24 protein-coding genes are annotated in these 26,235 nt (G+C 71.4%); 7 read left to right on the forward strand and 17 right to left on the reverse strand.

The features are described 5' to 3' along the window. The first annotated feature begins 89 nt into the window (after positions 1-89). On the forward strand, positions 90-1,466 hold the full coding sequence (locus ACWCV3_RS14335; RefSeq protein WP_451222937.1) for an alpha-amylase: 1,377 nt from the start codon (positions 90-92) through the stop codon (positions 1,464-1,466). A 313-nt stretch (positions 1,467-1,779) separates the two neighbouring features. Continuing rightward, positions 1,780-7,176, forward strand: coding sequence for a pullulanase-type alpha-1,6-glucosidase (gene pulA / locus ACWCV3_RS14340; protein ID WP_451222939.1), 5,397 nt, complete (start codon positions 1,780-1,782; stop codon positions 7,174-7,176). A 4-nt stretch (positions 7,177-7,180) separates the two neighbouring features. Here pulA and ACWCV3_RS14345 read toward each other — a convergent pair whose 3' ends face one another. From ACWCV3_RS14345 to ACWCV3_RS14365, 5 genes are all read right to left on the reverse strand, one after another. Next, a complete protein-coding gene (locus ACWCV3_RS14345; protein WP_451222941.1) occupies positions 7,181-7,870 on the reverse strand; it encodes a TetR/AcrR family transcriptional regulator in 690 nt (229 codons plus the stop codon). Positions 7,871-7,937: 67 nt separating this feature from the next. After that, positions 7,938-9,008: a PDR/VanB family oxidoreductase gene (locus tag ACWCV3_RS14350; RefSeq protein ID WP_451222942.1), complete on the reverse strand. Its 1,071-nt coding sequence runs from the start codon at positions 9,006-9,008 to the stop codon at positions 7,938-7,940. Further along, positions 9,001-9,903, reverse strand: a complete 903-nt coding sequence (locus tag ACWCV3_RS14355) for a metal-dependent hydrolase (protein ID WP_451222944.1) — start codon at positions 9,901-9,903, stop codon at positions 9,001-9,003. The genes ACWCV3_RS14350 and ACWCV3_RS14355 overlap by 8 nt, the downstream gene beginning before the upstream one ends. A 79-nt stretch (positions 9,904-9,982) precedes the next feature. Then, entirely contained in the window at positions 9,983-11,905 is a 1,923-nt protein-coding gene (locus ACWCV3_RS14360) for a hypothetical protein (protein ID WP_451222946.1), read from the reverse strand. A 61-nt stretch (positions 11,906-11,966) separates the two neighbouring features. Next, positions 11,967-12,473 carry a tetratricopeptide repeat protein gene (locus tag ACWCV3_RS14365; RefSeq protein WP_451222948.1) on the reverse strand — a complete coding sequence of 169 codons (507 nt, stop codon included), beginning with the start codon at positions 12,471-12,473 and terminating at the stop codon, positions 11,967-11,969. Positions 12,474-12,598: 125 nt separating this feature from the next. On the opposite strand from ACWCV3_RS14365, the gene ACWCV3_RS14370 reads away from it, so the two are divergent. Then, positions 12,599-13,006, forward strand: a complete 408-nt coding sequence (locus ACWCV3_RS14370; RefSeq protein ID WP_451222950.1) for a hypothetical protein — start codon at positions 12,599-12,601, stop codon at positions 13,004-13,006. Positions 13,007-13,122: 116 nt separating this feature from the next. On the opposite strand, the gene ACWCV3_RS14375 is transcribed toward ACWCV3_RS14370, so the two are convergent. The 7 genes from ACWCV3_RS14375 to ACWCV3_RS14405 form a co-directional block, all read right to left on the reverse strand. Then, positions 13,123-14,685, reverse strand: coding sequence for a DUF1996 domain-containing protein (locus ACWCV3_RS14375; protein ID WP_451222952.1), 1,563 nt, complete (start codon positions 14,683-14,685; stop codon positions 13,123-13,125). 138 nt (positions 14,686-14,823) lie between these two features. Continuing rightward, positions 14,824-15,852: an NAD-dependent epimerase/dehydratase family protein gene (locus ACWCV3_RS14380; RefSeq protein ID WP_451222954.1), complete on the reverse strand. Its 1,029-nt coding sequence runs from the start codon at positions 15,850-15,852 to the stop codon at positions 14,824-14,826. A gap of 61 nt (positions 15,853-15,913) precedes the next feature. Further along, positions 15,914-16,528: a winged helix-turn-helix domain-containing protein gene (locus tag ACWCV3_RS14385; protein WP_451222956.1), complete on the reverse strand. Its 615-nt coding sequence runs from the start codon at positions 16,526-16,528 to the stop codon at positions 15,914-15,916. Between the two features lie 158 nt (positions 16,529-16,686). Next, a complete protein-coding gene (locus tag ACWCV3_RS14390) occupies positions 16,687-16,809 on the reverse strand; it encodes a hypothetical protein (RefSeq protein WP_451222960.1) in 123 nt (40 codons plus the stop codon). A 155-nt stretch (positions 16,810-16,964) separates the two neighbouring features. Continuing rightward, positions 16,965-18,005 (reverse strand): glutamine synthetase, encoded by a 1,041-nt coding sequence (gene glnII / locus ACWCV3_RS14395; protein ID WP_451222962.1) that lies wholly within the window; start codon positions 18,003-18,005, stop codon positions 16,965-16,967. Between the two features lie 352 nt (positions 18,006-18,357). Further along, positions 18,358-19,056: a hypothetical protein gene (locus tag ACWCV3_RS14400; protein ID WP_451222964.1), complete on the reverse strand. Its 699-nt coding sequence runs from the start codon at positions 19,054-19,056 to the stop codon at positions 18,358-18,360. 96 nt (positions 19,057-19,152) lie between these two features. Further along, a complete protein-coding gene (locus tag ACWCV3_RS14405; RefSeq protein WP_451222966.1) occupies positions 19,153-19,530 on the reverse strand; it encodes an ArsC/Spx/MgsR family protein in 378 nt (125 codons plus the stop codon). Between the two features lie 211 nt (positions 19,531-19,741). Between ACWCV3_RS14405 and ACWCV3_RS14410 the strand changes: the two genes are divergently transcribed. Continuing rightward, positions 19,742-20,047, forward strand: a complete 306-nt coding sequence (locus ACWCV3_RS14410; protein WP_451222968.1) for a hypothetical protein — start codon at positions 19,742-19,744, stop codon at positions 20,045-20,047. 38 nt (positions 20,048-20,085) lie between these two features. Here the strand turns inward: ACWCV3_RS14410 and ACWCV3_RS14415 are convergent, their stop codons facing one another. Then, positions 20,086-20,787 (reverse strand): alpha/beta hydrolase, encoded by a 702-nt coding sequence (locus ACWCV3_RS14415; RefSeq protein WP_451222970.1) that lies wholly within the window; start codon positions 20,785-20,787, stop codon positions 20,086-20,088. Between the two features lie 113 nt (positions 20,788-20,900). Between ACWCV3_RS14415 and ACWCV3_RS14420 the strand changes: the two genes are divergently transcribed. Beyond that, entirely contained in the window at positions 20,901-21,170 is a 270-nt protein-coding gene (locus ACWCV3_RS14420) for a hypothetical protein (RefSeq protein ID WP_451222972.1), read from the forward strand. Positions 21,171-21,329: 159 nt separating this feature from the next. Here ACWCV3_RS14420 and pspAB read toward each other — a convergent pair whose 3' ends face one another. From pspAB to ACWCV3_RS14435, 3 genes are all read right to left on the reverse strand, one after another. Then, on the reverse strand, positions 21,330-21,926 hold the full coding sequence (gene pspAB, locus ACWCV3_RS14425; protein WP_451222974.1) for a PspA-associated protein PspAB: 597 nt from the start codon (positions 21,924-21,926) through the stop codon (positions 21,330-21,332). A 3-nt stretch (positions 21,927-21,929) separates the two neighbouring features. Continuing rightward, positions 21,930-22,850, reverse strand: a complete 921-nt coding sequence (gene htpX, locus ACWCV3_RS14430) for a zinc metalloprotease HtpX (RefSeq protein WP_451222976.1) — start codon at positions 22,848-22,850, stop codon at positions 21,930-21,932. Positions 22,851-23,089: 239 nt separating this feature from the next. After that, positions 23,090-23,350 carry an SCO2583/SCO2584 N-terminal domain-containing protein gene (locus ACWCV3_RS14435; RefSeq protein ID WP_451222978.1) on the reverse strand — a complete coding sequence of 87 codons (261 nt, stop codon included), beginning with the start codon at positions 23,348-23,350 and terminating at the stop codon, positions 23,090-23,092. Between the two features lie 280 nt (positions 23,351-23,630). Between ACWCV3_RS14435 and ACWCV3_RS14440 the strand changes: the two genes are divergently transcribed. Further along, positions 23,631-23,882 carry a hypothetical protein gene (locus ACWCV3_RS14440; protein ID WP_451222980.1) on the forward strand — a complete coding sequence of 84 codons (252 nt, stop codon included), beginning with the start codon at positions 23,631-23,633 and terminating at the stop codon, positions 23,880-23,882. A gap of 204 nt (positions 23,883-24,086) precedes the next feature. Here ACWCV3_RS14440 and glnA read toward each other — a convergent pair whose 3' ends face one another. Beyond that, positions 24,087-25,496 carry a type I glutamate--ammonia ligase gene (glnA, locus tag ACWCV3_RS14445; RefSeq protein WP_451222982.1) on the reverse strand — a complete coding sequence of 470 codons (1,410 nt, stop codon included), beginning with the start codon at positions 25,494-25,496 and terminating at the stop codon, positions 24,087-24,089. A gap of 210 nt (positions 25,497-25,706) precedes the next feature. Here glnA and ACWCV3_RS14450 point away from each other — a divergent pair, with 210 nt between their 5' ends. Beyond that, on the forward strand, positions 25,707-26,174 hold the full coding sequence (locus ACWCV3_RS14450; protein ID WP_451222984.1) for an RDD family protein: 468 nt from the start codon (positions 25,707-25,709) through the stop codon (positions 26,172-26,174). Positions 26,175-26,235 lie beyond the last annotated feature (61 nt).

The raw sequence follows: 26,235 nt of genomic DNA on the forward strand, positions 1-26,235 counted from the left end.
ACATCTGCGTCACCGCAAGTTTGCTGAAACATTTCAGCAAGGGCACCCAGTCCTGCGGCAACAACCTTCAACGGCGAAGGAACCCCCACATGGCACGCAGAATCCTCACCGCGGCGCTCGCCCTCGCGGCAGCGACCTCGGTTGGCATGTACCCGACTACCGCACAGGCGTCCCCGCCCGGCACCAAGGACGTCACCGCCGTCCTCTTCGAGTGGAACTACGCCTCGGTCGCCCGCGAGTGCACCACCACCCTCGGACCGGCCGGCTACGGGTACGTCCAAGTCTCCCCGCCCGCCGAGCACATACAGGGCCCCCAGTGGTGGACCTCGTACCAGCCCGTCTCCTACAAGATCGCCGGCCGGCTCGGCGACCGGGCTGCCTTCAAGAGCATGGTCGACACGTGTCACTCGGCCGGCGTGAAGGTCGTCACCGACACGGTGATCAACCACATGTCGGCGGGCAGCGGCACCGGTACCGGCGGCTCGTCGTACAGCAAGTACAACTACCCGGGCCTGTACTCCTCGCCCGACTTCGACGACTGCACCGCCCAGATCAGCAACTACCAGGACCGCTACAACGTCCAGCACTGCGAGCTGTCGGGCCTGGCGGACCTGGACACCGGCGAGGAGTACGTCCGCAAGACCATCGCCGGGTACATGAACGACCTGCTCTCCCTCGGCGTCGACGGCTTCCGCATCGACGCGGCCAAGCACATCGACAAGGCCGACCTGGCCAACATCAAGTCCCGGCTGACCAACCCGTCCGTGTACTGGAAGCAGGAGGTCATCTACGGCGCGGGAGAGGCCGTCCAGCCCACCGAGTACACGGGCAACGGCGACGTCCAGGAGTTCCGGTACGCCTACGACCTCAAGCGGGTGTTCAACAACGAGAACCTCGCCTACCTGAAGAACTTCGGCGAGGGCTGGGGGTACATGGGCAGCTCGGTCGCCGGGGTCTTCGTCGACAACCACGACACCGAGCGCAACGGCAGCACCCTCAACTACAAGGACGGCGCCAACTACACGCTGGCCAACGTGTTCATGCTGGCCTACCCCTACGGCGCCCCGGACATCAACTCCGGCTACGAGTGGTCCGACGCGGACGCCGGGCCGCCCAACGGGGGCAAGGTCAACGCCTGCTGGCAGGACGGCTGGAAGTGCCAGCACGCCTGGCCGGAGATCAAGTCCATGGTCGCCTTCCGCAACGCCACCCGCGGCCAGGCCCTCTCCAACTGGTGGGACGACGGCAACGACGCCATCGCCTTCGGGCGCGGGAACAAGGGGTTCGTGGCCATCAACCACGAGTCCTCCTCGCTCTCGCGCACCTACCAGACCTCGCTGGCGGCGGGCACGTACTGCAACGTGCAGAACAACACCACCGTGTCGGTGAACTCCAGCGGCCAGTTCACCGCGACCCTCGGCGCCAACACCGCGCTCGCGCTGTACGCGGGCAAGTCGAGCTGCTGACGCCCCCTCGAGGCGTCTCCCGACGAACCGTCCGTCGCATACGGGCGGTTCGTCCCTCGTTCATCGCTGAAATTTCTTTCTTCATGTTTCACAAGTCTTGCTGCAAGGCTTTCGACGGCGGTACGGTCACGCCGCGTCCGGCAGCGAAGCCGTGCCTCAGGCCGGACTCGAACGCCCCGTGAGCGGCAGGGCCTGTCTTCCGGATCAGGCCGGCCCGCGCCTACGGCGCCATCTTGGCTGACCCGAGCGGGGTCTGCACCGCACCCCGCGACCCCGGCAGGATCCGGAAGACAGGCCCTAGGAGTTTGTGCCCGTGAGACCCTCCTGGCAGGCGCGCTGGACGCGCCGCACCCCCTATCGGAGCCGGGCGGCGGCCGTCGTCGCCGCGGCCCTGGCCGCCACCCTGGTGACGCCCCTGTCCGCCCATGCGGCGAGCCCTCCCGCGCCGCCCTCCGACGCCCGCCTCGCCGCCGAGCCCGCCCGGCACGACGACACGCGCGAGCAGTTCTACTTCGTCATGCCGGATCGTTTCGCCAACGGCGACCGCTCCAACGACCGCGGCGGGCTGACCGGTTCGCGGCTGAGCACCGGCTACGACCCCACCGACAAGGGCTTCTACCAGGGTGGCGACCTCAAGGGCCTCACCCGGCGCCTGGACTACATCAAGGGCCTGGGGACGACCGCCATCTGGCTCGCCCCGATCTTCAAGAACCGCCCCGTGCAGGGATCGGGCGCCGACGCCTCCGCCGGCTACCACGGTTACTGGATCACCGACTTCACCCAGGTCGACCCGCACTTCGGCACCAACGCCGACCTGAAGGGCCTGATCGCCAAGGCGCACGCCAAGGGCATGAAGGTCTTCTTCGACGTCATCACCAACCACACCGCAGACCTCGTCGACTACCGCGAGAAGTCCTACGAGTACCTCTCCAAGGGCGCCTTCCCGTACCTGACCGAGGACGGCCGCCCCTTCGACGACGCCGACTACGCCGACGGCCGGAAGAAGTTCCCGGCCGTGGACACCTCCTCCTTCCCCCGCACTCCCACCGTGCAGAGCCGGAGCAAGGTCCCGGCCTGGCTCAACGACCCGGCGATGTACCACAACCGGGGCGACTCCACCTTCGCGGGCGAGTCCGCCGAGTACGGCGACTTCTCCGGCCTGGACGACCTGTGGACCGAGCGTCCCGAGGTGGTCAGCGGCATGGAGAGGATCTACCAGCGCTGGGTGCGGGACTTCGCCGTCGACGGCTTCCGCATCGACACCGTCAAGCACGTGGACATGGACTTCTGGACCCAGTGGGCCACCGCGCTGGACAAGTACGCGGCCGGGCGCGGGCGGAAGAACTTCTTCATGTTCGGCGAGGTCTACTCCGCCGACACCTCGGTGACCTCCCCGTACGTCACCCGGGGCCGGCTGGACGCCACCCTCGACTTCCCCTTCCAGGACGCCGCCCGCGCCTACGCCTCCCAGGGCGGCAGCGCCAGGAAGCTCGCCGGGGTCTTCGGGGACGACTACAAGTACACGACCGACAAGGCCAACGCCTACGAGCAGGTCACCTTCCTCGGCAACCACGACATGGGCCGCATCGGGTACTTCCTGAAGCAGGACGACCCGAAGGCGTCCGACGCCGAGATCCTGCGCAAGGACCGCCTGGCCAACCAGCTCATGTTCCTCAGCCGGGGCAACCCGGTCGTCTACTACGGCGACGAGCAGGGCTTCACCGGTTCCGGCGGCGACAAGGACGCCCGCCAGACCATGTTCGCCTCCAAGGTCGCCGACTACCTGGACGACGACGAGATCGGCACCACCCGCACCCACGCGGCCGACGCCTACGACACCAAGGCCCCGCTCTACAGGGACATCGCGGCGCTCGCCAGGCTCCGCAAGGCCAACCCGGCGCTGACGGACGGCGTGCAGACCGAGCGCTACGCGGCCGACGGCGCCGGTGTCTACGCCTTCACCCGCACCGACGCGCGCACCGGCGCCGAGTACGTGGTCGCCCTCAACAACGCCACCGAGGCCAGGCGCGCCACCTTCACCACCGGCTCGGCGGGCATGGCGTACCGCGGGATCTACGGCACCGGGCGCACCGTACGCACCGACGCCGGGCGCCGGCTCACCCTGACCGTCCCGGCCGGGACCGCCGTCGTCTACCGGGCCACCAGGCACCTCGCCGCCCCCGCCGCCAAGCCCACGCTCACCCTGACCGCCCCGGCCGCCGGAGCCACCGGCACGGTGGAGGTCGGCGCCGAGGTGGGCGGAGGCGGGCTGAACCGGGTCGTCTTCGCCGCGCAGGTCGGCAACGGGTCCTGGAGGACGCTGGGTTCCGCCGACCACGCTCCGTACAAGGTCACCCAGGCCATCGCCAAGGACGTGCCCTCCGGGACCGCCCTGCGCTACAAGGCCGTGGTGACCGACTCCGCGGGCCGCACCACGAGCGCACTGGCCGCCTCCACGACCGGCACCGCCCCCGCCCCCGAGCCGCCCGCCGCCGCCTCGCGCGACTACGCGGTGGTGCACTACAAGCGGGCCGACGGGGACTACGCGAACTGGGGCCTGTACGCCTGGGGCGACCTCGCGGACGGCGAGGCCACCGAGTGGCCGGCCAGCCACCCCTTCACCGGCCGCGACGCCTACGGCGCCTTCGCCTACGTCAGGCTCAGGCCGGGCGCCTCCAACGTCGGCTTCCTGGTCATCGACAAGAACGGCGACAAGGACGTCTCCGCCGACCGGAGCATCGACGTCACGAAGACGGGTGAGGTCTGGCTGGAGCAGGGCAGGCCCGAGGTGCTGACCGAGCGCCCGGAGTACCCGGCCCAGGACCAGGGCAAGGCCGTACTGCACTACCACCGCGCCGACGGGAACTACGACGGCTGGGGCCTGCACACCTGGACCGGTGCCGCGAACCCCACCGACTGGTCGAAGCCCCTCATGCCGGTGAAGACTGACGCCTATGGCGCGGTCTACGAGGTACCGCTCACCGAGGGTGCCACCAGTCTCAGCTACATCCTCCACAAGGGCGACGAGAAGGACCTGCCCACCGACCAGTCCCTCGACCTCAAGGCCGACGGCCACGAGGTGTGGCTGTTGAGCGGCCAGGAGAAGTACCTGCTCCCGCAGCCCAAGGGCGGCGCGGCCGCGCTCGACCTGACCACCGCCAAGGCGGTCTGGATCGACCGGGACACCCTCGCCTGGAACGGCGCCGAGGGGGCTGCCTCCACCCAGTTGCTGTACTCCCGCGACGGCTCGATCGCCGTCAGGGACGGCGCCCTGACCAGCGACGACGAGCGCTGGCTGCGGCTGGAGAAGGGCACGCTGAGCGACGCCCAGAAGGCGAGGTTCCCGCACCTGAAGGACTACACCGCCTGGACCGTCGACCCGCGCGACCGCGGCCGGGTGCGCGAGGCCCTCACCGGCCAGCTCGCCGCCTCCCAGCGCGCGGCGAACGGAGCCGTACTGGCCGCGACCGGCGTGCAGATCGCCGGGGTGCTGGACGACGTGTACGCGAGCGCCACGAAGAGCGGCCTCGGCCCGGTCTTCCACGCCGGCAAGCCCACCCTCTCGGTGTGGGCGCCCACGGCCCGGAACGTGTCCCTGGAGCTGGACGGCTCCCTGGTACCCATGCGCCGTGACGACGCCACCGGCGTCTGGTCCGTCACCGGCCCCGCGTCCTGGAAGGGCAAGCCCTACCGCTACGTGGTCAGGGTGTGGGCGCCCAGCGTCGGCAAGCTCGTCACCAACTCGGTCACCGATCCCTACTCGGTCGCCCTGACCGCCGACTCCAGGCGCAGCCTCGTCGTCGACCTGGCCGACCGCTCCCTGGCCCCCGCGGGCTGGGCCGGGCTCACCAAGCCCAAGGCGGTCCCGCTGCGGGACGCGCAGATCCAGGAGCTGCACATCCGGGACTTCTCGGTGGCCGACAGGACCGTCCCGGCGAAGGACCAGGGCACCTACCTGGCCTTCACCGACAAGGACAGCGACGGCTCGAAGCACCTGCGCGAGCTGGCCAGGGCCGGCACCTCCTACGTGCACCTGCTGCCCGCGTTCGACATCGCCACCATCCCCGAGAGGAAGGCCGGCCAGGCCACCCCGGACTGCGACCTGGCCTCCTTCCCGGCCGACTCCGCCCAGCAGCAGGAGTGCGTGGCGAAGACCGCCGCGAAGGACGCCTACAACTGGGGTTACGACCCGTTCCACTACACCGTCCCCGAGGGCTCGTACGCCACCGACCCCGACGGCACGGCCCGTACGGTGCAGTTCCGCAAGATGGTGCAGTCGCTCAACCAGGACGGTCTGCGGGTCGTCATGGACGTGGTCTACAACCACACGGCGGCGAGCGGGCAGGCGGACACCTCGGTGCTCGACCGGATCGTGCCCGGCTACTACCAGCGGCTCCTCGCGGACGGCAGCGTGGCCAACTCCACCTGCTGCGCCAACACCGCGACCGAGAACGCCATGATGGGCAAGCTCGTGGTGGACTCGATCGTCACCTGGGCCAAGGAGTACAAGGTCGACGGCTTCCGCTTCGACCTCATGGGCCACCACCCCAAGGCCAACATCCTGGCGGTCCGCAAGGCGCTGGACGCGCTGACCGTCGCCAAGGACGGGGTCGACGGCAAGAAGATCATCCTGTACGGCGAGGGCTGGAACTTCGGCGAGGTCGCCGACGACGCCCGGTTCGTCCAGGCCACGCAGAAGAACATGGCCGGCACCGGCATCGCCACCTTCTCCGACCGGGCCCGTGACGCCGTGCGCGGCGGCGGACCCTTCGATGCGGACCCCGGCGTCCAGGGCTTCGCCTCCGGCCTGTTCACCGACCCCAACTCCTCCACGGAGAACGGCACTCCGGCCGAGCAGAAGGCCCGGCTGCTGCACTACCAGGACCTGATCAAGGTCGGACTGACCGGAAACCTCGCCGGATACCGGTTCACCGGCGACGACGGCAAGGAGGTCACCGGCGCCGGGGTGGACTACAACGGCTCGCCCGCCGGATACGCGGCCGCCCCCGGCGACGCCCTGGCCTACGCGGACGCCCACGACAACGAGTCGCTGTTCGACGCCCTCACCTTCAAGCTGCCCGCCGGGACGTCCGCGTCCGACCGGGCCAGGATGCAGGTCCTCGCGATGGCCACGGCCGCCCTCTCCCAGGGCCCGGCCCTGTCGCAGGCGGGCACCGACCTGCTGCGCTCCAAGTCGCTGGACCGCAACTCCTTCGACAGCGGCGACTGGTTCAACGCCATCCACTGGAACTGCGCCGACGGCAACGGCTTCGGACGCGGGCTGCCCCCGGCGGCCGACAACGAGTCCAAGTGGCCGTACGCCAAGCCCCTGCTGAGCACGGTCAAGGTCGGCTGCCCGCAGATCACCGGCGCCTCGGCCGCCTACCGCGACCTGCTGCGCATCCGCACCGGCGAGGACGCCTTCTCCCTCGCCACCACCGCCCAGGTGCAGGACCGCCTCTCCTTCCCGCTCTCCGGCAAGGACGAGACCCCCGGCGTGATCACCATGCGCCTGGGCGACCTGGTCGTGGTCTTCAACGCCACGCCCGAGCGCCAGGAGCAGCGGGTGGACGCCCTGGCGGGCACGGCCTACCGCCTGCACCCCGTCCAGGCGGCCGGCTCGGACGCCGTGGTCAAGTCGGCTTCCTACAGCGCCGGTTCGGGCACCTTCACGGTCCCGGCACGGACCGTGGCCGTGTTCACGCGGTAACGGGTCAGGACGCCAGGGAGATCAGCCGGGCGGCGAGTTCCGCGAAGGGACCGTCGCCCGGCTCACCCTGTACGAACGTCCTCACCACGGAGGCCATTTCGGGGTCGTACGCGGCGCTGACCGCGACCAGGGCGGCGAAGTCGTGCACGAGCTGGCGTTCCAGCTCCTCGCGCGGCACCCGGCGTCCCTCCAGCCAGATCAGCGCCGTCGACTCCACCAGCGAGATCCACGAGCGCACCACCAGCTCCAGCCGGGCGGGCGCCTCGGTGATCCCCAGGTGGGACAGGATCTGCTCGTAGGACGCCTGGCGCACCGAGTCCACGAGGGCGTTGGTGGCCGAGGAGCCGACCGCCGGGCCGCCCCGCATCAGGGCGGAGAAACCCGGGCCGTGCTCGTCCACGAAGTCGAAGAAGCGGCCCATCACCCGGAGCAGCCGGGCGCCGAGCGGGCCCTCGTGCGGCTCCTCGAAGCGGCCCGCCAGATCCTCCGCCGCCCGGGTCAGCGCGGCCTCGTACAGGCTCATCTTGCCGGGGAAGTAGTGGTAGACCAGCGGGCGGGAGATGCCCGCGGCCGACGCTATCTCGTCGATCGAGACCTCGTCGGGCGAGCGCCGGCTGAACAGGTCGAGCGCGACCTTGATCAACTGCTGCCGCCGCTCCTCGACGCCCATCCTGCGGCGAACCCCGGTACCCATGGGTTCAACCTTACCGACCGGCAACGACACTTGGACGATCTGGTTCCACCCGCCGGACCCGCCGCGCTCACATGTCGAGCACCAGCCGCTCACCGACGGCGCGGGAGACGCAGATCAGCATCGAGTCGTCGCGCTCCCCGTCCGTCAGCAGTTCGTCCCGGTGATCCACCTCGCCCTCCAGCACCCGCTGTTGGCAGGTCCCGCAGAAGCCCTGCTCACAGGAGTACTGGGTGTCCGGCAGCTCCCGGCGCACCGCCGCCAGCACCGTCGAGCCGGCGGGGACGGTCACCGTCCGCCCGCTGCGCCGCAGTTCCACCTCGAACGCGCCGTCCGAGCCGCCCGCCGTACGCGGGGCGAACCGCTCCAGGTGCAGCGCGGTCCCCTCGGGCAGCTCCGCCTCCACCGCCGCCATCAGCTCCTCCGGGCCGCAGCAGTACACGACCGCGCCCTCGGGCAGCCCGGTCAGCAGGCCGGTGAGGTCGGGGCGCCCGTCCTCGTCCTCCGCCACCACCGTGCACCCGTCCCCGGCCAGCGCCGCCGCCTCCGCCAGGAACGGCATCGAGGCCCGCGTGCGTCCGCAGTACAGCAGCCGCACGTCCACGTCCACGGCCCCCGCCAGGGCCCGCAGCATCGGCAGGACAGGGGTGATCCCGATGCCGCCCGCCACGAAGACGTACGCGGGCGCCGCCACCAGCGGGAACCGGTTGCGCGGACCCCGCACCTCCAGCTCCGCCCCCACGGCGAGCCGTTCGTGCACCTCCCGCGAGCCGCCCCGGCCGTCCCCGACCAGCCGCGCGGCCACCTCGTACGCCGAGGAGTCCGCCGGGTCCCCGCACAGCGAGTACTGGCGCACCAGACCCGAGGGCAGCACCAGGTCCAGATGCGCGCCCGGCTCCCAGGCGGGCAGGTCGCCGCCCTCCAGGCGGAGCCGCACCACGCCGTCCGCGACGCGCTCGTGCCCGGTGAGCAGCAGCCGCAGCGCCCGGGTGCGGGGGCGCCCGGAGACCGGCGGGTCCAGCGCGGGCATCGGCCACAGCGGCGAGTTGCTGACCCGGCGCCGCAGCGCCCGCCGGGTCAGCAGACCGGCGCCCACCAGCAGCGCGGCGGCGGCGACGGAGCGACTGGTCCGCTCAGGCATCGTGCTCCGCCTTCTCCGCGGCCAGCGCCGCGGGGGACGAGGCCAGGTAGGCGACCGCCTGCGCGGTCGAGCCCTCCTGGGACGGGTGGTAGGCCCTGCTGAGATACCGCGGGACGGACCTCAGCAGGGCGCCCGTGGCGGGCAGCGTGCCCCGGCGGCCGCTCGCGTGGAACTCGCGGAACGACGCCCTGCCGACGGCCGGCGCCGGGTCGTGCTCCATGAAGAAGCGGGCCCCGCGCTGCCACAGGAACAGCAGCGCGCCGAAGGCCAGCGCCCAGGTCCGCACCCGGCGCCGGTAGCCGCCGTCCACGTGCGTGAAGAGGTCGAAGGCGACCGATCGGTGCTCGACCTCCTCCGCGCCGTGCCAGCGCAGCAGGTCCAGCATGGTCGGGTCGGCGCCCCGCCGGTCCAGCTCGGCCGCGTTCAGCACCCAGTCGCCGAGGAACGCGGTGTAGTGCTCGATCGCCGCGATCAGCGCGATCCGCTCCAGCAGCCACCAGCGCCGCGCCCGCCCCGGCGGCAGGGCGCGGTCGCCGAGCAGCTTCTCGAAGAACCAGTCGACCTGCGCGGTGTACGGCGTCGGGTCGAGCCCCTGCTCGCGCAGGTGCGGCAGCACCTCGTCATGGGCCTGGGAGTGCATCGCCTCCTGGCCGATGAACCCGATCACGTCCTCGCGCAGCCGGTCGTCCCGGATCAGCGGCAGTGCCTGCTCGTAGACACGGACGAACCAGCGCTCACCGGCGGGCAGCAGCAGATGCAGCACATTGATGGTGTGCGAGGCGAAGGGGTCGCCCGGCACCCAGTGCAGCGGGGTGCCCTCCCAGGCGAAGGACACCCGGCGGGCCTTCAGCGGGATGCGCTCGGCCCGCCCGGGCCCGGGCTGCTTGTTAGACATGGCGTCAATGTACTGACGGGTACCGCGCCTGAGAACCCCCGTGCGCGACCTTGTTCGGCAGACTGTCAGCAGCGCCCGGTCAGTGCAGCCCGCCGATCTTCCGGCCGCCCTCCAGCGTGCCCGCCAGTCGCGCCTGGGCGCCCTGCTCCGCCTTGGCCACCAGCAACTGGCCCTGCCCGGACGCGGACACTCCGCCCGAGGACCGGATCGAGGTCACGCCCCGGCTGCCCGCCGCCAGCAGGTACCAGTGCCCGCCACTTGACTTCCACAGCACCCCGGCCAGCACGTGCGGATCACGCGGCCCGCACGCCGTGGTGTCGGTGCCCTTGGCCACCACCGCACCGGCCGGGCCGCCAGGCGTCCGGAACTGGGCCAGCGCGGCCGTGCCGTCGCCGCGCCAGGTCTCGGCCCGCGTGCACACCCACTGCCCGGCGCCGCTCGCGTCCGGCAGCGGCTGCTCGGCGAACGCCCACGCGTTCACCCCGCGCACCCCGGCCGCCCGCTCCGCCGCCAGCGAGCAGGCGAACGGGGCCCAGGCGCGCAGCCCGTCGGCCCCGGTCGCCTCACCCGTCGATCCCGGCCGGCCCGCCGTGAGGTGGGCGGGCACCAGCTCGCCCAGATCGGTGGACAGCTGGGTGCCGGCGCCGTCCGTCAGCTGGAGCACGGTCCAGGACGTGCAGTCGCCCGCCCGCAGCGCCGGGCTGGTCAGCGGGGAGGTGACCCCGTCGGTGAGAGTGAGCGCGGTCGGCGCCGACTCCGGCTTGGTCAGGTCCCGCCCGGCGGCCTTCGTCACCCAGGGGGCGGTCAGATAACGGACGTTGCCGTCGGAGCGGCCGAGCACCAGCGCGCTCGCCTCGGCTCCGGTCGCGCCGTCCACCCGGGCGAGGTCGAGGGCCGCGCCCTCGGTGCCGTCCCTCGGCTCGGCGTAGCGGGCGATGCGCAGGCCGTCGTAGAGGACCACCACGCGGGCCGCGTCCACGTCGCCCGCGTAGAGGAGCTGGGGCGGTCCGGCGGGGCCGCCGGTGAAGGTGCCCGGAGTGGCGGAGACCCGGACCGTGGCGCCGGGGCGCGCCCAGACCGCCAGTGCGCGGCGCAGCAGGCCGGCGTCGCCGGTGAGCGGGCCGCGCGCGGGCCAGACGGAGAAGTCGGTACGGGCCGAGGTCCTCCACGCGGCCGGAGTCACCCGCTGCACCTTGGCGGGGTCGAGCGCGGCCACCGCCGCCGGGTTCTCCGCGTACGCGGGGGCGGCGGCGCCGTCCGGGCCCCAGCCGCCGCCGGGCAGCGCGACCAGCACGCAGGCCACCGCCAGCGCGGCGGCGGCGGCCACCGCCGCCTTGGTGTGCTGGCGGCGGCGCATCAGATCGGTGGGCCGGGCCTGGAGCGAGCAGGCGTCGAACTCGGGGGAGGCGAGGAGCGCGTACCGCGCCGGCACCCCGTTCGCCCCGGCCAGCGCGGACTCGGTACGGGTGACGCCCGCGCCCTTGAGGACCTTGCGCACCTCGTCGTCCGCCAGCCCCTCGAGGCCGCGCAGGACGTAGGCGGCGCGGGCCGGGCCGGAGAGGTCCGACAGCCTTTCTTCCAGGGCGAGTTCATCGGCGCCGCCGGAGCGCGGGAAGAGCCTCAGACCCCAGACCTGGGGGAGCGGGGCCGGGAGCTGGGACAGCTTGGGGAGTCCCTTGCGCGGCTCGGACGCCTCCAGCGCGCTGCGCAGCACCCGGAGCCGGACGAAGTCGTAGCCGGGGTCGCCGTCCCGCCCGGTCGGCTGGGCCGGGATCAGCGCGCGCTGCCTGCGGCCGCGCGGCAGGGCGCGCTGGGCGAGGGCGTGTGCGGTCAGGACCCGGCGCCCCCGGCCGAGAGCGGGCGGAAGCACCAGGTAGGCGAGCCGGACCAGCCGGGGATAGTGCTCGACGAGTGCGGCCTCGGCCCGGCCGACGTCGACGGCCGGTTCCTGGTTCCGGGAGGAGGCGGGTGCGTGACGCTGGGCTACATCCTGTGACTGCACATCGGGGAGAACGAGCGAGACGGCCGTAGGTCACCGCCGCACGAGTGATGTGCGGCCGGGATCAAGCCGGTTCGGTCAGCAGCCGGGCGTAGTTGGCCATCGACCGCTGGTAGCGCGGGAGATGGGGGGCCAGCGCGCCGAGCACCAGCGAGAGTCCCTCGCGGTCGCGGCCGAGGCTGGACAGGCACAGCGCCAGGCAGGCGCGTACCGCGTCGTTCAACTCGTCGAATTGCGCGTCCAGTTCGGGGGTGAGCAGGGCGACGCCCTCCTCCGCGTGCCCGGTGTTGCGGAGCGAGCTGGCCAGCTGGATCTTCGTCCGGCGGCCCTTGTACGGGCTGACCTTTGACAGGCCGTTGTCCAGGGCCGCGCGGTACAGCCCGACCGCCTCGGCCGAGCGGCCGGTCGAGTCGAAGGCGCAGGCCCGCTCGAACAGGCCCAGCGGGTCGTCCTCGGACAGCTCGGCGGCCAGCTTGTCGATCGTGGCACGGAAGCCCGCCGCGTCGTCCTCGGGCCAGGTGTCCAGGGCGGCCCAGGCGGCCGCCACGCGCTCTTCCCAGTCTTGGTCCATCGGGCCACTCTGGCAGGCACCGGACCTGGCGATCAAAGGATTTGAGCATCTCCGGCCTCGCAGCCGTACCCGTTGCGAGGGCCCGGGTGCAAAGATGCCCGGTCCCACCAGGACCGGAGGAACGGATGAGGATGACCAGCGCGGTGCTCGTGGGCGCCGTGGTGCTGACGCTGGCGGGCTGCGACGCGGACCGGGACACCGGCGCGAAGATGCCGGCCACCGCGACCGGCAGCCTGGAGAGCCTGGCCGCCGAGGTGAAGTGCCGCCCGGACATGCAGACCGACGCCGACGAGATCCGCCAGGCGCTCTGCAGGAACGCCGACGGAAAGTTCGTCCTGGCCACCTTCGCCACCGACCGGGGCCAGCGCGAGTGGATCAACGACGCGAAGGACTACGGCGGTCACTACCTCGTCGGCCGCAAGTGGGTCGCGGTGGGCGAGGACCGCGTGGTCGACGCGCTGCGCGGCACGCTCGGCGGTGAGGTCGAGGTGGGCACCGACCACGGCGGCCACGGCGCGAACCACGCCGGTTGACGCGGCACGCACGGCGAAGGCCGGTGACGGGAGGTTCCCGGCACCGGCCTTCCGTCGTGATCCCCCGGGGAGGGGGGTCTTCGGAGGATCACGAGTCCTGGTTCAAGAGCTGTGCGTCACGAGCAGTTCTGGCCGCGGTTCACGCAGTTGGCGATCTTGTTGGCCAGGCCGTTGGTCGTGATGCTGATGAAGTCGTCGTGGTCGGTGGAGGGCTTGTGGAGCTGCTCCGGGAAACCGTCCACCGCGTAGGCGTTCTTCACCTGGCCGTTCTGGACGGTGGGCGCCGCGATGTCGTACACCAGGCGCATCGTGAGCTGCGGAATGGCCTTGAAGCCGTTCTGGCAGTTGCCGCCCGCGTCGGCGAACGCCACGTGGGTGCGGTGGTTGGCACTGTCGGTGTTCTGGCCGTCCCAGCAGCTCTGGAAGGCGAAGGACCGCACGACCTTGCTGCCCTGCGGGCAGATCGGGTACTGCTCGGTGAGCTGGACCTTGTTCTCGAACCCGGTGCAGCTCCAGTGCGCGTTGGCGTTGGCCAGGCCGTTGGTGGTGGTCTTCGCGTCACCGGTGATGATCCGCAGGAACTGCGGCATCGCCACGACCTTGCCGGTGGGGCTGCCGACGTACTTGATCTGCGCCTGGACCGGCGTCAGGATCTTGCCGACGTTGCCCTCCTTGCCGCCGCCGTCGTTGTTCTGGTCGAAGTCCTGCGAACCGTCCTGGACCCGGACGACCGGCCAGTAGTACGACGACAGGTCACTCTTGTTCTGGCAGCTGGAGCCGCCCTGGAGGAAGGTGTCGTTGCTGGCGAACGCGTCGATCTTCTGGTTGCCGACGTAGTCGTGCAGGTGGTGCGCGCCGTTCTTCACTCCGGGGGCCACGATGACGTTGTCGGTGTTGTGGTTCTTGTTGGTGTTCACACCGCACCGCGTGGTGAAGGTGCCCCGCGAGGCGTTGCGGGCCTTGCGCGGCTTGGCCTTCACGTTCGCCTGGACCTTGGTGATGTCGACGAAGTCGGCCGCGACGGGACCGTTGCCGGCCTGGCCGCCGATGTTGCCGCCCTGCTGGCCGCCACCCTGCTGACCGCCGTTGTTCTGGCCGCCCTGCTGCTGGCCGCCGTTGTTCTGGCCGCCGCCCTGCTGGCCGCCCTGCTGCTGTCCGCCGTTCTGACCGCCCTGCTGCTGGCCGCCGGCGTTGGTCTGGCCGGCCGGGGTGCCGGTGCAGTTGGCCAGCGTGTCCAGGTCACCCGGGGCGGTGCCGCCCACGCGGGTGATCTCCAGCTTGATCCGGTCCAGGATGGCTTGGCGGCGGTCCTTGAGCGGCTGGAGGATGGCGTTCTGGACGAAGCTCGCGTCCCGGGTCTGGGCGTCCCGCGTGGTCGCCAGGCGCTGGTACGCCTCGGTGATCTGCCGGTCCAGGTTGGACAGTTCGCCGGCGACGTCGGTACGGGCCCGGTCCGGCACGCTGGTCAGCTTCTGGCCGACGTCCGGGCAGGAGATCGTGGCGACCTGCGCGGTCGCGGCCTTGGTGCGGTTGCCTCCCCACGCGTCGTTGTCCGACTCGTGCGCCGAGGCGTAGAAGTTCGCCCAGATCAGCCCGCCCCCGCCGAGCGCTAGGGCCGCCGATGCGGCGGTGACCTTCACGGCCAGCGGCGAGCGGCGTTTACGTGTGTTGCGTCCCATGGAACTCCTCTGACTTCCTTGCGGGGCAGCTTCGAGGCGCCCGACAGGAGTGAAGCGGCGCCCTTCCATACGCACGCCGCCCCAGAGGTGTTCACCGGCCTCACAAACATTTTCCTGGATCCACCCGCGCCCGGTGGATCAAATACCTTCTGAACTGCGTGAGTTGGAGTTGGCCTTGAGTGCCGCCGCCTCCTTGTCCGCCGGCACGCCCGGCGCCGTGCGGCCCGGTCGTCCGGGCACCTGCCCGCCGATCGAGGTGAGCCAGCGCCAGGTGTCGGCGACCGTCTCGTCCACCGGCCGGCAGTGCAGCCCGGTGGCCAGTGCCCGCGACACGTCCCCGCGGTGCGCACAGGCCAGCTCGCCGTCCGGGGGTGTCCAGACGGGCAGCTCGGTCCACGGCTCGATCCCGGCCCCGAGGATCGTCTCCGGATCGGTCCAGCACAGCTCGGCGGCCGAGCCGGTGACCTCCCGGCACCGCTGGAGCAGCTCTCCCATGGTGGCGTGGCCCGCCTCGCTCACCAGGTCGTACGGCCCGCTCAGCCCCTTGTCCAGCGCGCCCAGCACCCAGTCGGCCAGATCGCGGGCGTCGATGTACTGGATCGGCATCTCGCGCGGACCCGGCGCGAGCACCTCGCCGCCGCGCGCGATCCGGTTCAGCCAGTAGGGGAGCCGGCCGACGTTCTCGTACGGGCCGAGGATGAGGCCGGCCCGGGCCAGCAGAGTGCGGTCCGGGCCGAAGGTGTCCAGGACGGCCAGTTCACCGCCCCGCTTGTCGGCCGCGTAGTCGGTGGCGTCCGCGTCGGCGGCGCCCTCCACCAGGGGCCCCTCCTCGGCGAGGCCGCCGAGGGTGGGCCAGGGCCAGGCGTACACGGAGCGGGTGGATATGTAGGCGTACCGCTCGACGCGGTCCTCCAGGAGGCGGGCCGTCTCCAGTACGGTCCTCGGCGCGCCCGTCCAGGTGTCGACGACGGCGTCCCAGCGGGTGGCGTCGGCGGTGAGCACCGCCAGACCCTCGGGTGAGGTGCGGTCACCGTGCAACGACCTGACGTCCGGCGGGGGCTGACGGTTGCCGCGGTTGAACGCGGTCACCTCCCAGCCCCGTTCCAGCGCGGCCTCCACCACGGCCCTGCCCACGAACTCGGTTCCGCCCAGCACGAGTAGCTTCATGCCGGGGATCATGCCCCGGACGGACGCGGACGGCACGCGAGTCCGCCCAGAGCGGACCGGCTCAACCGGACGTCGGCGGGGCGTACTTGTAGCCGACCCTGCGCACCGTCTGGATGGCGTGCCGGTACTGGGCGCCGAGCTTCCGGCGCAGCCGGGCGACGTGCACGTCGACGGTACGGCCGTCCCCGACATGGCCGTATCCCCAGACCGTGCCGACCAGTTGGTCGCGGGTGTGCACTCGGTGCGGATGCGCCACCAGATGGGCGAGCAGCTCGAACTCCAGGTAGGTCAGTTCGAGTTCACGGCCGTCCACCAGGGCGATCCGGCGCACGGCGTCGATCCGCACCACCGGTTCGGCGGCGGACCCGGCCGGTTCGGGGACGGCCGCCGGGGCGAAGGGCGGGTGCTGGCCGGCGGGGACCAGGACCAGGTAGCCGACCATCGGCGGCCGGCCGGGGAGGTCGGGCAGGGTGTGCGGCGGCGCGGGCAGCCAGGTGGAGCCGGGCGGCAGCAGGTCCGCCGCGGTCACCGCGGCCGTCTCCGCGACGGCGGGGGAGGACAGATGCCACTCCTCGTCCCGGTCGACGGCGCGCAGCCGGTGCCGGGGGCCCCCGGCCGGGGCGGCGGGGCGGTCGGTGAGGGTGGTGGCGGTGGACTGGGGACGGTGGGTCGCCATGAGAGGTCAGCTCTTTCGCGCGAGGAGTGTCGTCGGGCGAGGCGGCGGCCCTGACCCGTGGTCGGGCGCACGCCTGGGGGACGTTCGTCGTGACGCGCTGGCCGGAGGCCGGGTAGTCCGTGGGCCGTCGGTGTACGGCGCTCAGCGGGCTACGGTGCTCAGAGGGCTCGCGCGGTGGCCGCGCGGCAACACACCCGGTCGAAGTCGTCGTGCTGACGGGAAGGCCAGAACGGCTCCAGGTCCTCACGACCCGTAGCGACGAAGTTCTGGATGCCGACCATGGGCCCATTGAAGCAGACGCGGGCGCCGCGCAGGAGCCTTCTCTCACTCCCCGGACGCCTCCGTGACGCCTTCCTTGCCGAAACCCGGCGCCTGCCGGGGTAGCCGGAGGGGGCGCCCACCGGCTCGGCGGGCGCCCCCTCCCGGGCGGGCGGGATCAGACCTGGCCCGCCTTCTCCAGCGCGGCGCAGCAGGTGTCCACCAGCAGACGCGTCACGACGTACGGGTCGACGTTGGCGTTGGGGCGGCGGTCCTCGATGTAGCCCTTGCCGTCCTTCTCGACCTGCCACGGGATGCGGACCGAGGCGCCGCGGTCGGAGACGCCGTAGCTGTACTCGTTCCACGGGGCGGTCTCGTGCAGGCCGGTGAGGCGGTCGTCGATGCCGGCGCCGTAGTTCTTGACGTGATCCAGCGGCTTGGAGCCCTCGCCGAGCGACTCGCAGGCGGTGATGATCGCGGCGTATCCCTCAGGCCCTTCGCGCATGGCCTTGGTGGAGAAGTTGGTGTGCGCGCCCGCGCCGTTCCAGTCGCCCTTGACCGGCTTGGGGTCGAGAGTGGCGGAGACGCCGAAGTCCTCGGCGGTGCGGTACAGCAGCCAGCGGGCCACCCAGAGCTGGTCGGAGACCTCCAGCGGGGAGAGCGGGCCGACCTGGAACTCCCACTGGCCGGGCATGACCTCGGCGTTGATGCCGGAGATGCCGAGACCGGCCTTGAGGCAGTTGTCCAGGTGGGCCTCGACGACGTCGCGGCCGAAGATCTCGTCCGCGCCGACACCGCAGTAGTAGCCGCCCTGGGGGGCCGGGAAGCCGTTCTCCGGGAAGCCGAGCGGGCGGGTGCCGTCGAAGAAGGTGTACTCCTGCTCTATGCCGAAGACCGGCTCCTGGGCGCCGAAGCGCTCCTCGGTCTCGGCGAGCGCCGCGCGGGTGTTGGAGACGTGCGGCGTCATGTCGGTGTCGAGGACCTCGCACAGCACCAGGATGTCGTCGCCGCCGCGGATCGGGTCCGGGCAGGTGAAGACCGGCTTGAGCACGCGGTCGGAGGCGTGGCCCTCGGCCTGGTTGGTGGAGGAGCCGTCGAAACCCCAGACCGGCAGCGCGTCGAGACCGGCCGGAGCACCCGTGATGATCTTCGTCTTGGAACGGAGCTTGGCCGTCGGCTGGGTGCCGTCGATCCAGATGTACTCGGCCTTGAAGGTCACGGGGACACATCCTTCGGGGTGGTTCGGGCGCAGACGAGGTGCCGCGACGCCGCGGCACGGACACCGCGTCGATATGTCCGGCAGCGTGCCAACAGCCGATTTCCCGATCATTGCCCGTATGTGAACCCCGTGTTACCCGGAGGTTCTGTGTCGCGGCTCACCATGGCCGGACATGACGGGAGGCGGGGTCCGGGGGCGCCGCCTGTTCCTCCTGCGCGGGTGGGTGCGCAAGGCGGCGAGTCACGGACCCCGCCCGCCGGTGCGGGATGCGGGAGACCGGGGAGCGGCCCGGAGCCGACGTCGGGTCGGTCCGGGCCGTCGTCTCACCGGTTTCCGTTCACCTCGTGGCGCCTCACCCCACCTTCTCGATCACGGCACGGCGGATCAGGAACTTGCCCGGCTCCCGGACCTGCTCGAAGGCCGCGTTGTTGAGGAGGGCGCAACTGCCCGACGCCGAGGTGACCTTGACGGTCGTGGACTTGTTGTTGTCCAGGTTGGTGACCCTCAGCGTGGTCCCGACCGGGAACTGGCCGCTGGACGCGGCCGGGGCGCCGCCCTCGCCGGAGAGGGTGACGGTCGAGCCCTTGCAGACCTGCCGGCCGGAGGCGGCGGCGCCACCGCCGTTGCCCTGGGCGGGCGGGGCGCTCTGCGCGGGCGGCACGCTCCGCTGTCCGCCGCCGGCCTGCTGCCCGCCGGCCTGCTGCCCGCCCGTCTGGGAGTCCTGAGCCGACTCCCCAACGGTGCAGCCGGCGGCCTTCTGCTGGACCTTGATCAGCTTGATGACCGCCTCACGGTTGGCGATCCGGGCCGACGACTGCGCGTCCGGGTTGGCCTTCTGACCCGCGATGAACTTCTGGTTGTTGCCGAGGGCGGTGGCGAACCCCCGGCATGCGGTCGAGTCCGCGGCGGACGACAGGGTCTTCGCGTCCCGCGGGCTCTGTGCCGCGTTCGAGGTGGCCGCCAGGGCGAAGGCCCCGCCGCCCGCCACCGCGGCGGCGCTGACCAGCAGCGCGATCTTCTTCTTGGTGCCAGGACTTCTACGGTGCGACATCGGCGCCTCCAGGGGGCAGGGGAACGTACGCCGCTATGTACGCGAGCCCCGGCCGCCGTGTCTCAACGGTGCCGCGCGTGGCGTAAGTGAACTACGTCATACGACAGTTGGCCCACTGCGCCGCAGGGCGTCCCGTACCGCCTCCGCCGACCGCGCCACCAGCGCCGTACCGTCCTCGGCGGTGATGATCGGCCGCTGGATCAGCTCGGGATGCCCGGCGAGCGCGGAGACCCACCGCTCCCGCGCCCCGGCGTCCCGCGCCCACTCGCGCATCCCCAGGTCCCCGGCGACGTTCTCCCCGGTCCGGGTGATGTCCCACGGCTCCAGCCCGAGCCGCCCGAGCAGCTCCCGGATCTCCTCCGCGCTCGGCGCGTCCTCCAGGTACCGCCGCACGGTGTAACCGGCTCCCTCGGCGTCCAGCACGTCGAGCGCGCTACGGCACTTGGAACAGGCGGGGTTGATCCAGATCTCCATGGGGGTACGGTACGCGCCGCTCGGCATGTTCGAATTCTCGGACCCCTCGCGCCACTCGTGTGACAGTACGCCAATCAACCTCCTCACCAGCGCATTCAGTGCTTCTTCGCGCCCTCCCCGTTGTCGGTGGCCGCCGGTAGACTGGAGGCAGTGTTCGAGAGGATTCGCCGGGGGTTCCGGTGGGTGCTCCGCTCGCCATTGGAGGGTGTCCGTGTCCGTTGCCGCTCTGAGGAACAAGCCGTCGCCGACCCAGTCCACCGCCGGGCGGCCCGTGCCGCTCGACTCGCCGTATGCGCCCGCCATGAAGCGTCCGCTGCCCGCCGGGCGGCCGCGCGAGTGGTACGTGACGCACAACCGGCGCCTGAAGGCCATGCGTCTCGCCATAGCCCTGCTCGACTCGGGCGTCTACCTCCCGACCCAGGCCCGCGACGAGGCGATACGCGACACGGCCGACCGGCTCGGCGTCCACCCGCCGTCCGCCACGACCTGCCGCATGGTCCGAGCGCTGCTGCACTGAACCCGCCCGCCGGGCGTCCCTGAGGGGCTCCCGGCGGCTCATCCCGGCAGCAGCCCGGTCGCCAGCCGGTGCCCGTCCTCCGGGTGGTCGCGGAACCACAGTCCCAACTTGTGGTCGGCTTGGAGAAGTTCGAGCCGGGAATACCGCGCCCGCGCGCGCAGCGCCTCCTCGACCGCCTTCGTCACCTCCGCCGGGATGACCGTGTCCGTGCCCGGCGTCACCAGGACCGCCCTGCCCTCGAAGGCGCGGAGGGCGGGCAGCGCGGGCGAGTCCCGCCAACTGCCCGGTGTGCGCAGGACCTTGGTGAAGGCGCCGGTACCGTCGCCGAACGGCTCGTCCCACGCGGCCGCCGCGAACACCCCCGGTGCGCACAGGCCCACCGAGACCACCCTGCGGCCGTAGTGCCGTACCAGATCCCCCACCGTCTGGCCGCTCATGCTGAAGCCGACCAGGGCGAGGGGGCCGGCTCCGGCGTGGGCGTCGATCACCGCGACCGCCTGCTCGAAGCGGCGGCGCAGGCTGAGTTCGGGCAGCCGGCCCGTGCTGCGGCCGTGGCCGGAGAAGTCGAAGGCCAGGGCGGCGCGGCCCTGCTCCGCGAAGGCCGACAGGAGGGGCAGCAGGCGTTCCTTGCTGCCATTGCCCGCGCCGTGGAGCAGCACGGCCGTGGGGCCCGCGGCAGGTGCTCCCGCGCGTACCGCGCTCAGCCGCTCGCCGTCGCAGTCGACGGTGAACTCGTCCACGGGGCACGGGACATGAGCCCCGCCCTGATGTTCACTCACGGTCACCGAACCCGGAAAAGAGGATGCACTCACAGTAGCCGCGCCGGTACGTTGAATCGCCAGGAGGTTCCGTCATGAGCGTTCTCGTCGTCGCCGCCACCCTCACTCTGGCCGTCCTCGGCATCGGCAACCACCTCTACTGGCTCGCCGCCGTCGTCCTGCTCTGTCTGTACCTCAGGGGCGGCCACGGCTCGCCACCACCCACCCCGCCACCCGGCGGGGGCCCGCCCCCGGAAACGTACCGCGCCTACCGCGACCGCCGTGACCGGCAGGCCAGGTGGGAGCGCCGCTACCGCCGCGAGCGTCCCCACGAGGCGCGGCGGCAGCAGCGGGACAGCCCTTAGGGTCTTTCGTTCGGATCAGGCCGGATCAGGGAGCGGCCCCCGCGAGCCCGGCATGATCCGAACGAGAGGCCCTGAGGGCCTTGGCGAAGCCGCGTCGTCTGCCCGGGGCACAGGGCTCGCGGGGGCAGGGCGCGCGGGGCCCTGATCCGGAGGAAGGCCCTAGTCCGTCATCCCCGGCGCGTCCCACAGCGGGAACCACCGGGAGGTGTCCTTCTCGATCCGCAGGTCCCCCTCCAGCGCCGACGCCACCTGGAGCTCCAGGGCGTTGTCCCGGCGCTGGTGGCCGGGGCGGGTGCACAGAGGGTAGAAGGTACCGCGCTTGTAGAGGTAGACGAGGGCCAGCCGGCGGTCGTCGTCCTCGTCCGCCCGGCGGAAAGCCGCGAGGGAGCACAGCAGCTGGGGGCCGAAGCCGTTGGCCTCCAGCGAGCTGTTCACCGCGTGGAGGTCGTTCACCAGCTCGGGGAGCTGCTCGGGAGAGCGGTGGGAGCTGAGCCAGGAGTACCCGTAGTCGTCCTGGGTCAGCGCCACCGGAGGCCCTTCGCGCTCGGCGTCGGCGTCCAGCAGCGCCCGTACCTCCCGGTGCGTCTGCTCGAACGCCGCCCCCTCCACCGTCGCGAAGCACACCGCGCCCGCCCCGGTCGGGGTGAATCCTGCCGCCACCTGAAGGGTGACCGCCGCCGACGGCAGCGCGAAGAGCTGATCGAGATCGGGCGCCACCGGCCTCGTACGCCCCAGCAGGATGTCCAGCAGACCCAATGATCAGCCCGTCTTCTCGGGGGCGGCGGCCTCGCCCAGCTCAGCGGAGATCCGGCCCAGCTGGGCGAGCCGCTGCTCCAGGGGCGGGTGGGTGGAGAAGAACCGCTCGATGCCCGGCTCCTTGCCGGTGGCGGGGGTGAAGTAGAACGCGTTGAAAGCCTGCGCGGTACGCAGATCCTTGGTCGGGATACGGGCGATGTCGCCGGACACCTTCGTCAGGGCCGACGCCAGCGCCGAGGGACGGCCGGTCAGATGCGCGGCCGCGCTGTCGGCGGCCAGCTCGCGGTAGCGGGACAGCGCACGGATCAGCAGGAAGCTGATCGCGTACACGGCCGCCGAGACACCGATCACCGCGGCGAAGACCGCGGCGGTGTTCTGGTCGCGCCGGCCACCGCCGAAGAGCTGCGAGTAGAACATGAAGCGGACGATCAGCCCGGCGATCACACCCAGGAACGACGCGATCGTGATCACGGCGACGTCCTTGTGCGCCACGTGGGACAGCTCGTGGGCCAGCACACCCTCCAGTTCGGCCGGTTCCAGCCGCCGCAGCAGGCCGGTGGTCACACAGACCACCGCGTGGTCGGGGTTGCGGCCGGTGGCGAACGCGTTGGGCATGTCCAGGTCGGACACGGCGATCACCGGCTTCGGCATGTCCGCGATGGCGCACAGCCGGTCCACCACCGCGTGCAGCTCGGGATACTGCTCCCGCTCCACCACGCGCCCGCGCATCGCGAACATGGCGATCTTGTCGGAGAACCAGAACTGGGCCACGAACATCACGGTCATCAGCACCGCGACCAGCACCCACGACTTCAGCAGCGCGATCAGCGCGGCGACGAACGCCACGTAGAGCAGCCCGAGCAGAAACATGGTGACCGTCATCCGTACGGTCAGCCGCCGGTCACTGCGAAAACGGCTCCGCATCCCGCATCACCCCATACTCGGTATCTCCCCCCGAATCCAGTGTGCACCCGGCGCGGCCCATGCCGGCGTCCACGAGGGGCAAAGCTTTACCCGCTTCACCCGGCCCACGGTCCCGGCCTGATCGAGCGGCGCCGCGAGCTGCCGGCGAGCGGCGTGCGACGCCCACCGGCACTGCTGCGGTCCCGAGCCGGCCCACGCCCTCCGGGTCCGGCGCCGGCCACTCCGCCGGGTCTGCGCCGTCAGTAGGGAGACCTCATCTGCGCCCACCCCAGCAGCACGATCACCGCTGCCACGCATCCCAGCACCACCAGCGTCGACACCCAGGAACTCCGGCGGGAACCACCGACCGGCGTCGGGTCGGCGCGGAACGGCATCGGATCCGGAGGATTCTCCTTCCAGCGGGCCGCGAGCATACGAGCCCGGGCGGAGGGCTCCTTGTGCTCGGCGGAGTCGGCCCATCCGATGTCGAACTCCCGCTGCCAGTCGTCCTGTTCGGTCATGTCACGCAGCCCCTTCCAGACATGGGGACCATGATCCCCCGAGAGTAGGAAGCGCGAGCGCCGGAAAAGGTTGCACGGGCCCTGCCGTCCGCTCCGGATGCCGACCGGGAGGTGCTCACCTAGCATCGGTTGCGTGCCGCTGAGCGGGACGCGTTCCAGTGTCGTCCTGGCGACCGAAGGCGGCCGGCCCACCGACCGCGCCGGACTTCCCGCTCCGACCGCGCGGCCCCTCGAACCGTGCAGTCGCGTAACGCACGCGGGGTGGAAGGAAGGTACGTCCATGAACGCACAGCGCGCCAAGCGTCTCGTGGCGGCATCCGCCGCCGGTCTCCTGCTGGCGGCAGGCGGAGCCGTCGCCGCCACCGGCACGGCCTCGGCCTCAACGGCCACCCAGGTCCAGACCGACCGCGGCTGCGGCTGGTGGGGCGACTGCGGATTCGGCTACGGACCGGGCTACGGCTTCGACAACGGCTTCGGCCCCGGATACGGCTACGACAACGGCAGCGTCGTGGTGATCGTCGTTCCCGGATGAGCACTGCAGCGTGACAAGCGACAGGGCCGCCACCCCCGCCGGGGTGGCGGCCCTCCTCGTGCGAGCCCGAGCCCGGTCCTGGCTCCTCCCCGGAACGGGAAGGAGCCACAGGCCGGTGGCGGCGACGCGTGACCCGGTGAGAACGTAGCCGCCCCCGCCTCCGGGAAGGAGACGGGGGCGGCCACTGGTGTCAGCCGGCGACGGTCACACGTCGTAGTACAGCTCGAACTCGTGCGGGTGCGGGCGGAGCTGCAGCGGGGCGATCTCGTTGGTCCGCTTGTAGTCGATCCACGTCTCGATGAGGTCCGGGGTGAAGACGTCGCCCTGGAGGAGGAACTCGTGGTCGGCCTCGAGGCGGTCGAGGACGGCCGGGAGGGAGGTGGGGACCTGGGCGACGCCCGCGTGCTCCTCGGGGGCCAGCTCGTAGAGGTCCTTGTCGATCGGCTCGGCCGGCTCGATCTTGTTCTTGATGCCGTCGATGCCCGCCAGGAGCAGCGCGGAGAAGGCCAGGTAGGGGTTGCCCGAGGAGTCCGGCGCGCGGAACTCGACGCGCTTGGCCTTCGGGTTGGAACCCGTGATCGGGATACGCATCGCCGCCGAGCGGTTGCGCTGCGAGTACACCAGGTTGATCGGCGCCTCGAAGCCCGGCACCAGGCGGTGGTAGGAGTTGACCGTCGGGTTGGTGAAGGCGAGCAGCGACGGGGCGTGCTTGAGGATGCCGCCGATGTAGTAGCGCGCCATGTCCGACAGGCCCGCGTAACCGGCCTCGTCGTAGAAGAGCGGGGAGCCGCCCGACCACAGCGACTGGTGGACGTGCATGCCCGAGCCGTTGTCGCCGAAGATCGGCTTCGGCATGAAGGTCGCGGTCTTGCCGTTGCGCCAGGCCACGTTCTTCACGATGTACTTGAAGAGCTGGAGGTCGTCCGCGGCGGCGAGCAGCGTGTTGAACTTGTAGTTGATCTCGGCCTGGCCGGCCGTGCCCACCTCGTGGTGCTGGCGCTCGACCTTGAGGCCGGCCCTGTCCAGCTCCAGGGAGATCTCCGCGCGCAGGTCGGCGAAGTGGTCGACCGGCGGGACCGGGAAGTAGCCGCCCTTGTAGCGGACCTTGTAACCCCGGTTGTCCTCTAGCGCGCCGGTGTTCCAGGCACCCGCCTCGGAGTCGATGTGGTAGAACGCCTCGTTCTCGGCGGTCTTGAAGCGCACGCTGTCGAACACGTAGAACTCGGCCTCGGGGCCGAAGAACGCGGTGTCGGCGATGCCGGTGGACGCGAGGTACGCCTCCGCCTTCTTCGCCACGTTGCGCGGGTCACGGGAGTACTGCTCGCCCGTGATCGGGTCGTGGATGAAGAAGTTGATGTTCAGCGTCTTGTCGCGGCGGAAGGGGTCTACGCGGGACGTCGACAGGTCCGCGCGGAGCGCCATGTCGGACTCGTGGATGGCCTGGAAGCCGCGGATCGACGATCCGTCGAACGCCAGCTCCTCGTCCGGGTCGAACGCCTCGACGGGCACGGTGAAGTGCTGCATGACGCCCGGCAGGTCGCAGAACCTGACGTCGACGAACTTGACGTCCTCGTCCGCGATGAACTTCTTGGCCTCGTCGGCGTTCTGGAACATCCAGCTCCTCCTACTCCCGACCGTTCCCGCCGGGGTGGTAGATCGTCTCGTGCGGCCAGTGCGGTGGCACACGCTGGTGTCGACCCTAGGGATGGGTGATTTCTCGGGCGTGACTCGTTTGTTTCACAGAAGTTAACCAGTCACCCCTCCACCGTAGCTCCCCCCACCCCTGCCCGTACTGCCCGAAAGCGGGCGCAGTACCGTGGTCGGGTGGACAACAGGGAAGTGATGGGGTCGTGGCTCTCCGGGCCGCGTGCGGCCATGGAAGAAGCGGGCGCCGACTTCGGGTACCGGGGCGAGCAGCTCGGACTGCCGGAGACCGGGCCGAACTCGATCGCCCGTCCGGGTCGGCGGCTCGGCGCGCTCGCCGTGGACTGGGGTCTGTGCGTGCTGATCGCATACGGCCTGATCACCCACGGCAACTCCCCGGCGACCAGCAACTGGGCGCTGCTCGTCTTCTTCGTGATGAGCGCGCTCACCGTGGGCACCCTCGGCTTCACGCCGGGCAAGCGCCTCCTCGGGCTGCGCGTGGTCGCCCTGGAGACCGGCACCGTCAATCCGCTGCGGGCCCTGCTGCGCACCTTCCTGCTCTGCCTGGCCGTCCCCGCGCTGGTCTGGGACCGCGACGGCCGCGGCCTGCACGACCGGCTCGCCAGGACCGTCGAGGTCAGGATCTAGAACCCGGCGGACGCGCGACGAGCACGCGACCCAGAAGGGGCGCCCGGAGACTCTCCGGGCG

It is taken from the genome of Streptomyces sp. NPDC001781 (assembly GCF_053596035.1).

What these genes read in the sequence shown, in the direction of transcription:
- ACWCV3_RS14335 (WP_451222937.1), top strand. Translation starts at nt 90, where the DNA reads ATGGCACGCAGAATCCTCACCGCGGCGCTCGCCCTCGCGGCAGCGACC.
- ACWCV3_RS14345 (WP_451222941.1), bottom strand. Translation starts at nt 7,870, where the DNA reads ATGGGTACCGGGGTTCGCCGCAGGATGGGCGTCGAGGAGCGGCGGCAG.
- ACWCV3_RS14355 (WP_451222944.1), bottom strand. Translation starts at nt 9,903, where the DNA reads ATGTCTAACAAGCAGCCCGGGCCCGGGCGGGCCGAGCGCATCCCGCTG.
- ACWCV3_RS14440 (WP_451222980.1), top strand. Translation starts at nt 23,631, where the DNA reads ATGAACGCACAGCGCGCCAAGCGTCTCGTGGCGGCATCCGCCGCCGGT.
- htpX (WP_451222976.1), bottom strand. Translation starts at nt 22,850, where the DNA reads ATGCGGAGCCGTTTTCGCAGTGACCGGCGGCTGACCGTACGGATGACG.
- ACWCV3_RS14385 (WP_451222956.1), bottom strand. Translation starts at nt 16,528, where the DNA reads ATGGCGACCCACCGTCCCCAGTCCACCGCCACCACCCTCACCGACCGC.
- ACWCV3_RS14435 (WP_451222978.1), bottom strand. Translation starts at nt 23,350, where the DNA reads ATGACCGAACAGGACGACTGGCAGCGGGAGTTCGACATCGGATGGGCC.
- ACWCV3_RS14400 (WP_451222964.1), bottom strand. Translation starts at nt 19,056, where the DNA reads ATGTCGCACCGTAGAAGTCCTGGCACCAAGAAGAAGATCGCGCTGCTG.
- ACWCV3_RS14370 (WP_451222950.1), top strand. Translation starts at nt 12,599, where the DNA reads ATGAGGATGACCAGCGCGGTGCTCGTGGGCGCCGTGGTGCTGACGCTG.
- ACWCV3_RS14420 (WP_451222972.1), top strand. Translation starts at nt 20,901, where the DNA reads ATGAGCGTTCTCGTCGTCGCCGCCACCCTCACTCTGGCCGTCCTCGGC.
- ACWCV3_RS14350 (WP_451222942.1), bottom strand. Translation starts at nt 9,008, where the DNA reads ATGCCTGAGCGGACCAGTCGCTCCGTCGCCGCCGCCGCGCTGCTGGTG.
- ACWCV3_RS14365 (WP_451222948.1), bottom strand. Translation starts at nt 12,473, where the DNA reads ATGGACCAAGACTGGGAAGAGCGCGTGGCGGCCGCCTGGGCCGCCCTG.
- ACWCV3_RS14380 (WP_451222954.1), bottom strand. Translation starts at nt 15,852, where the DNA reads ATGAAGCTACTCGTGCTGGGCGGAACCGAGTTCGTGGGCAGGGCCGTG.
- ACWCV3_RS14390 (WP_451222960.1), bottom strand. Translation starts at nt 16,809, where the DNA reads ATGGTCGGCATCCAGAACTTCGTCGCTACGGGTCGTGAGGACCTGGAG.
- ACWCV3_RS14375 (WP_451222952.1), bottom strand. Translation starts at nt 14,685, where the DNA reads ATGGGACGCAACACACGTAAACGCCGCTCGCCGCTGGCCGTGAAGGTC.
- ACWCV3_RS14405 (WP_451222966.1), bottom strand. Translation starts at nt 19,530, where the DNA reads ATGGAGATCTGGATCAACCCCGCCTGTTCCAAGTGCCGTAGCGCGCTC.
- glnA (WP_451222982.1), bottom strand. Translation starts at nt 25,496, where the DNA reads ATGTTCCAGAACGCCGACGAGGCCAAGAAGTTCATCGCGGACGAGGAC.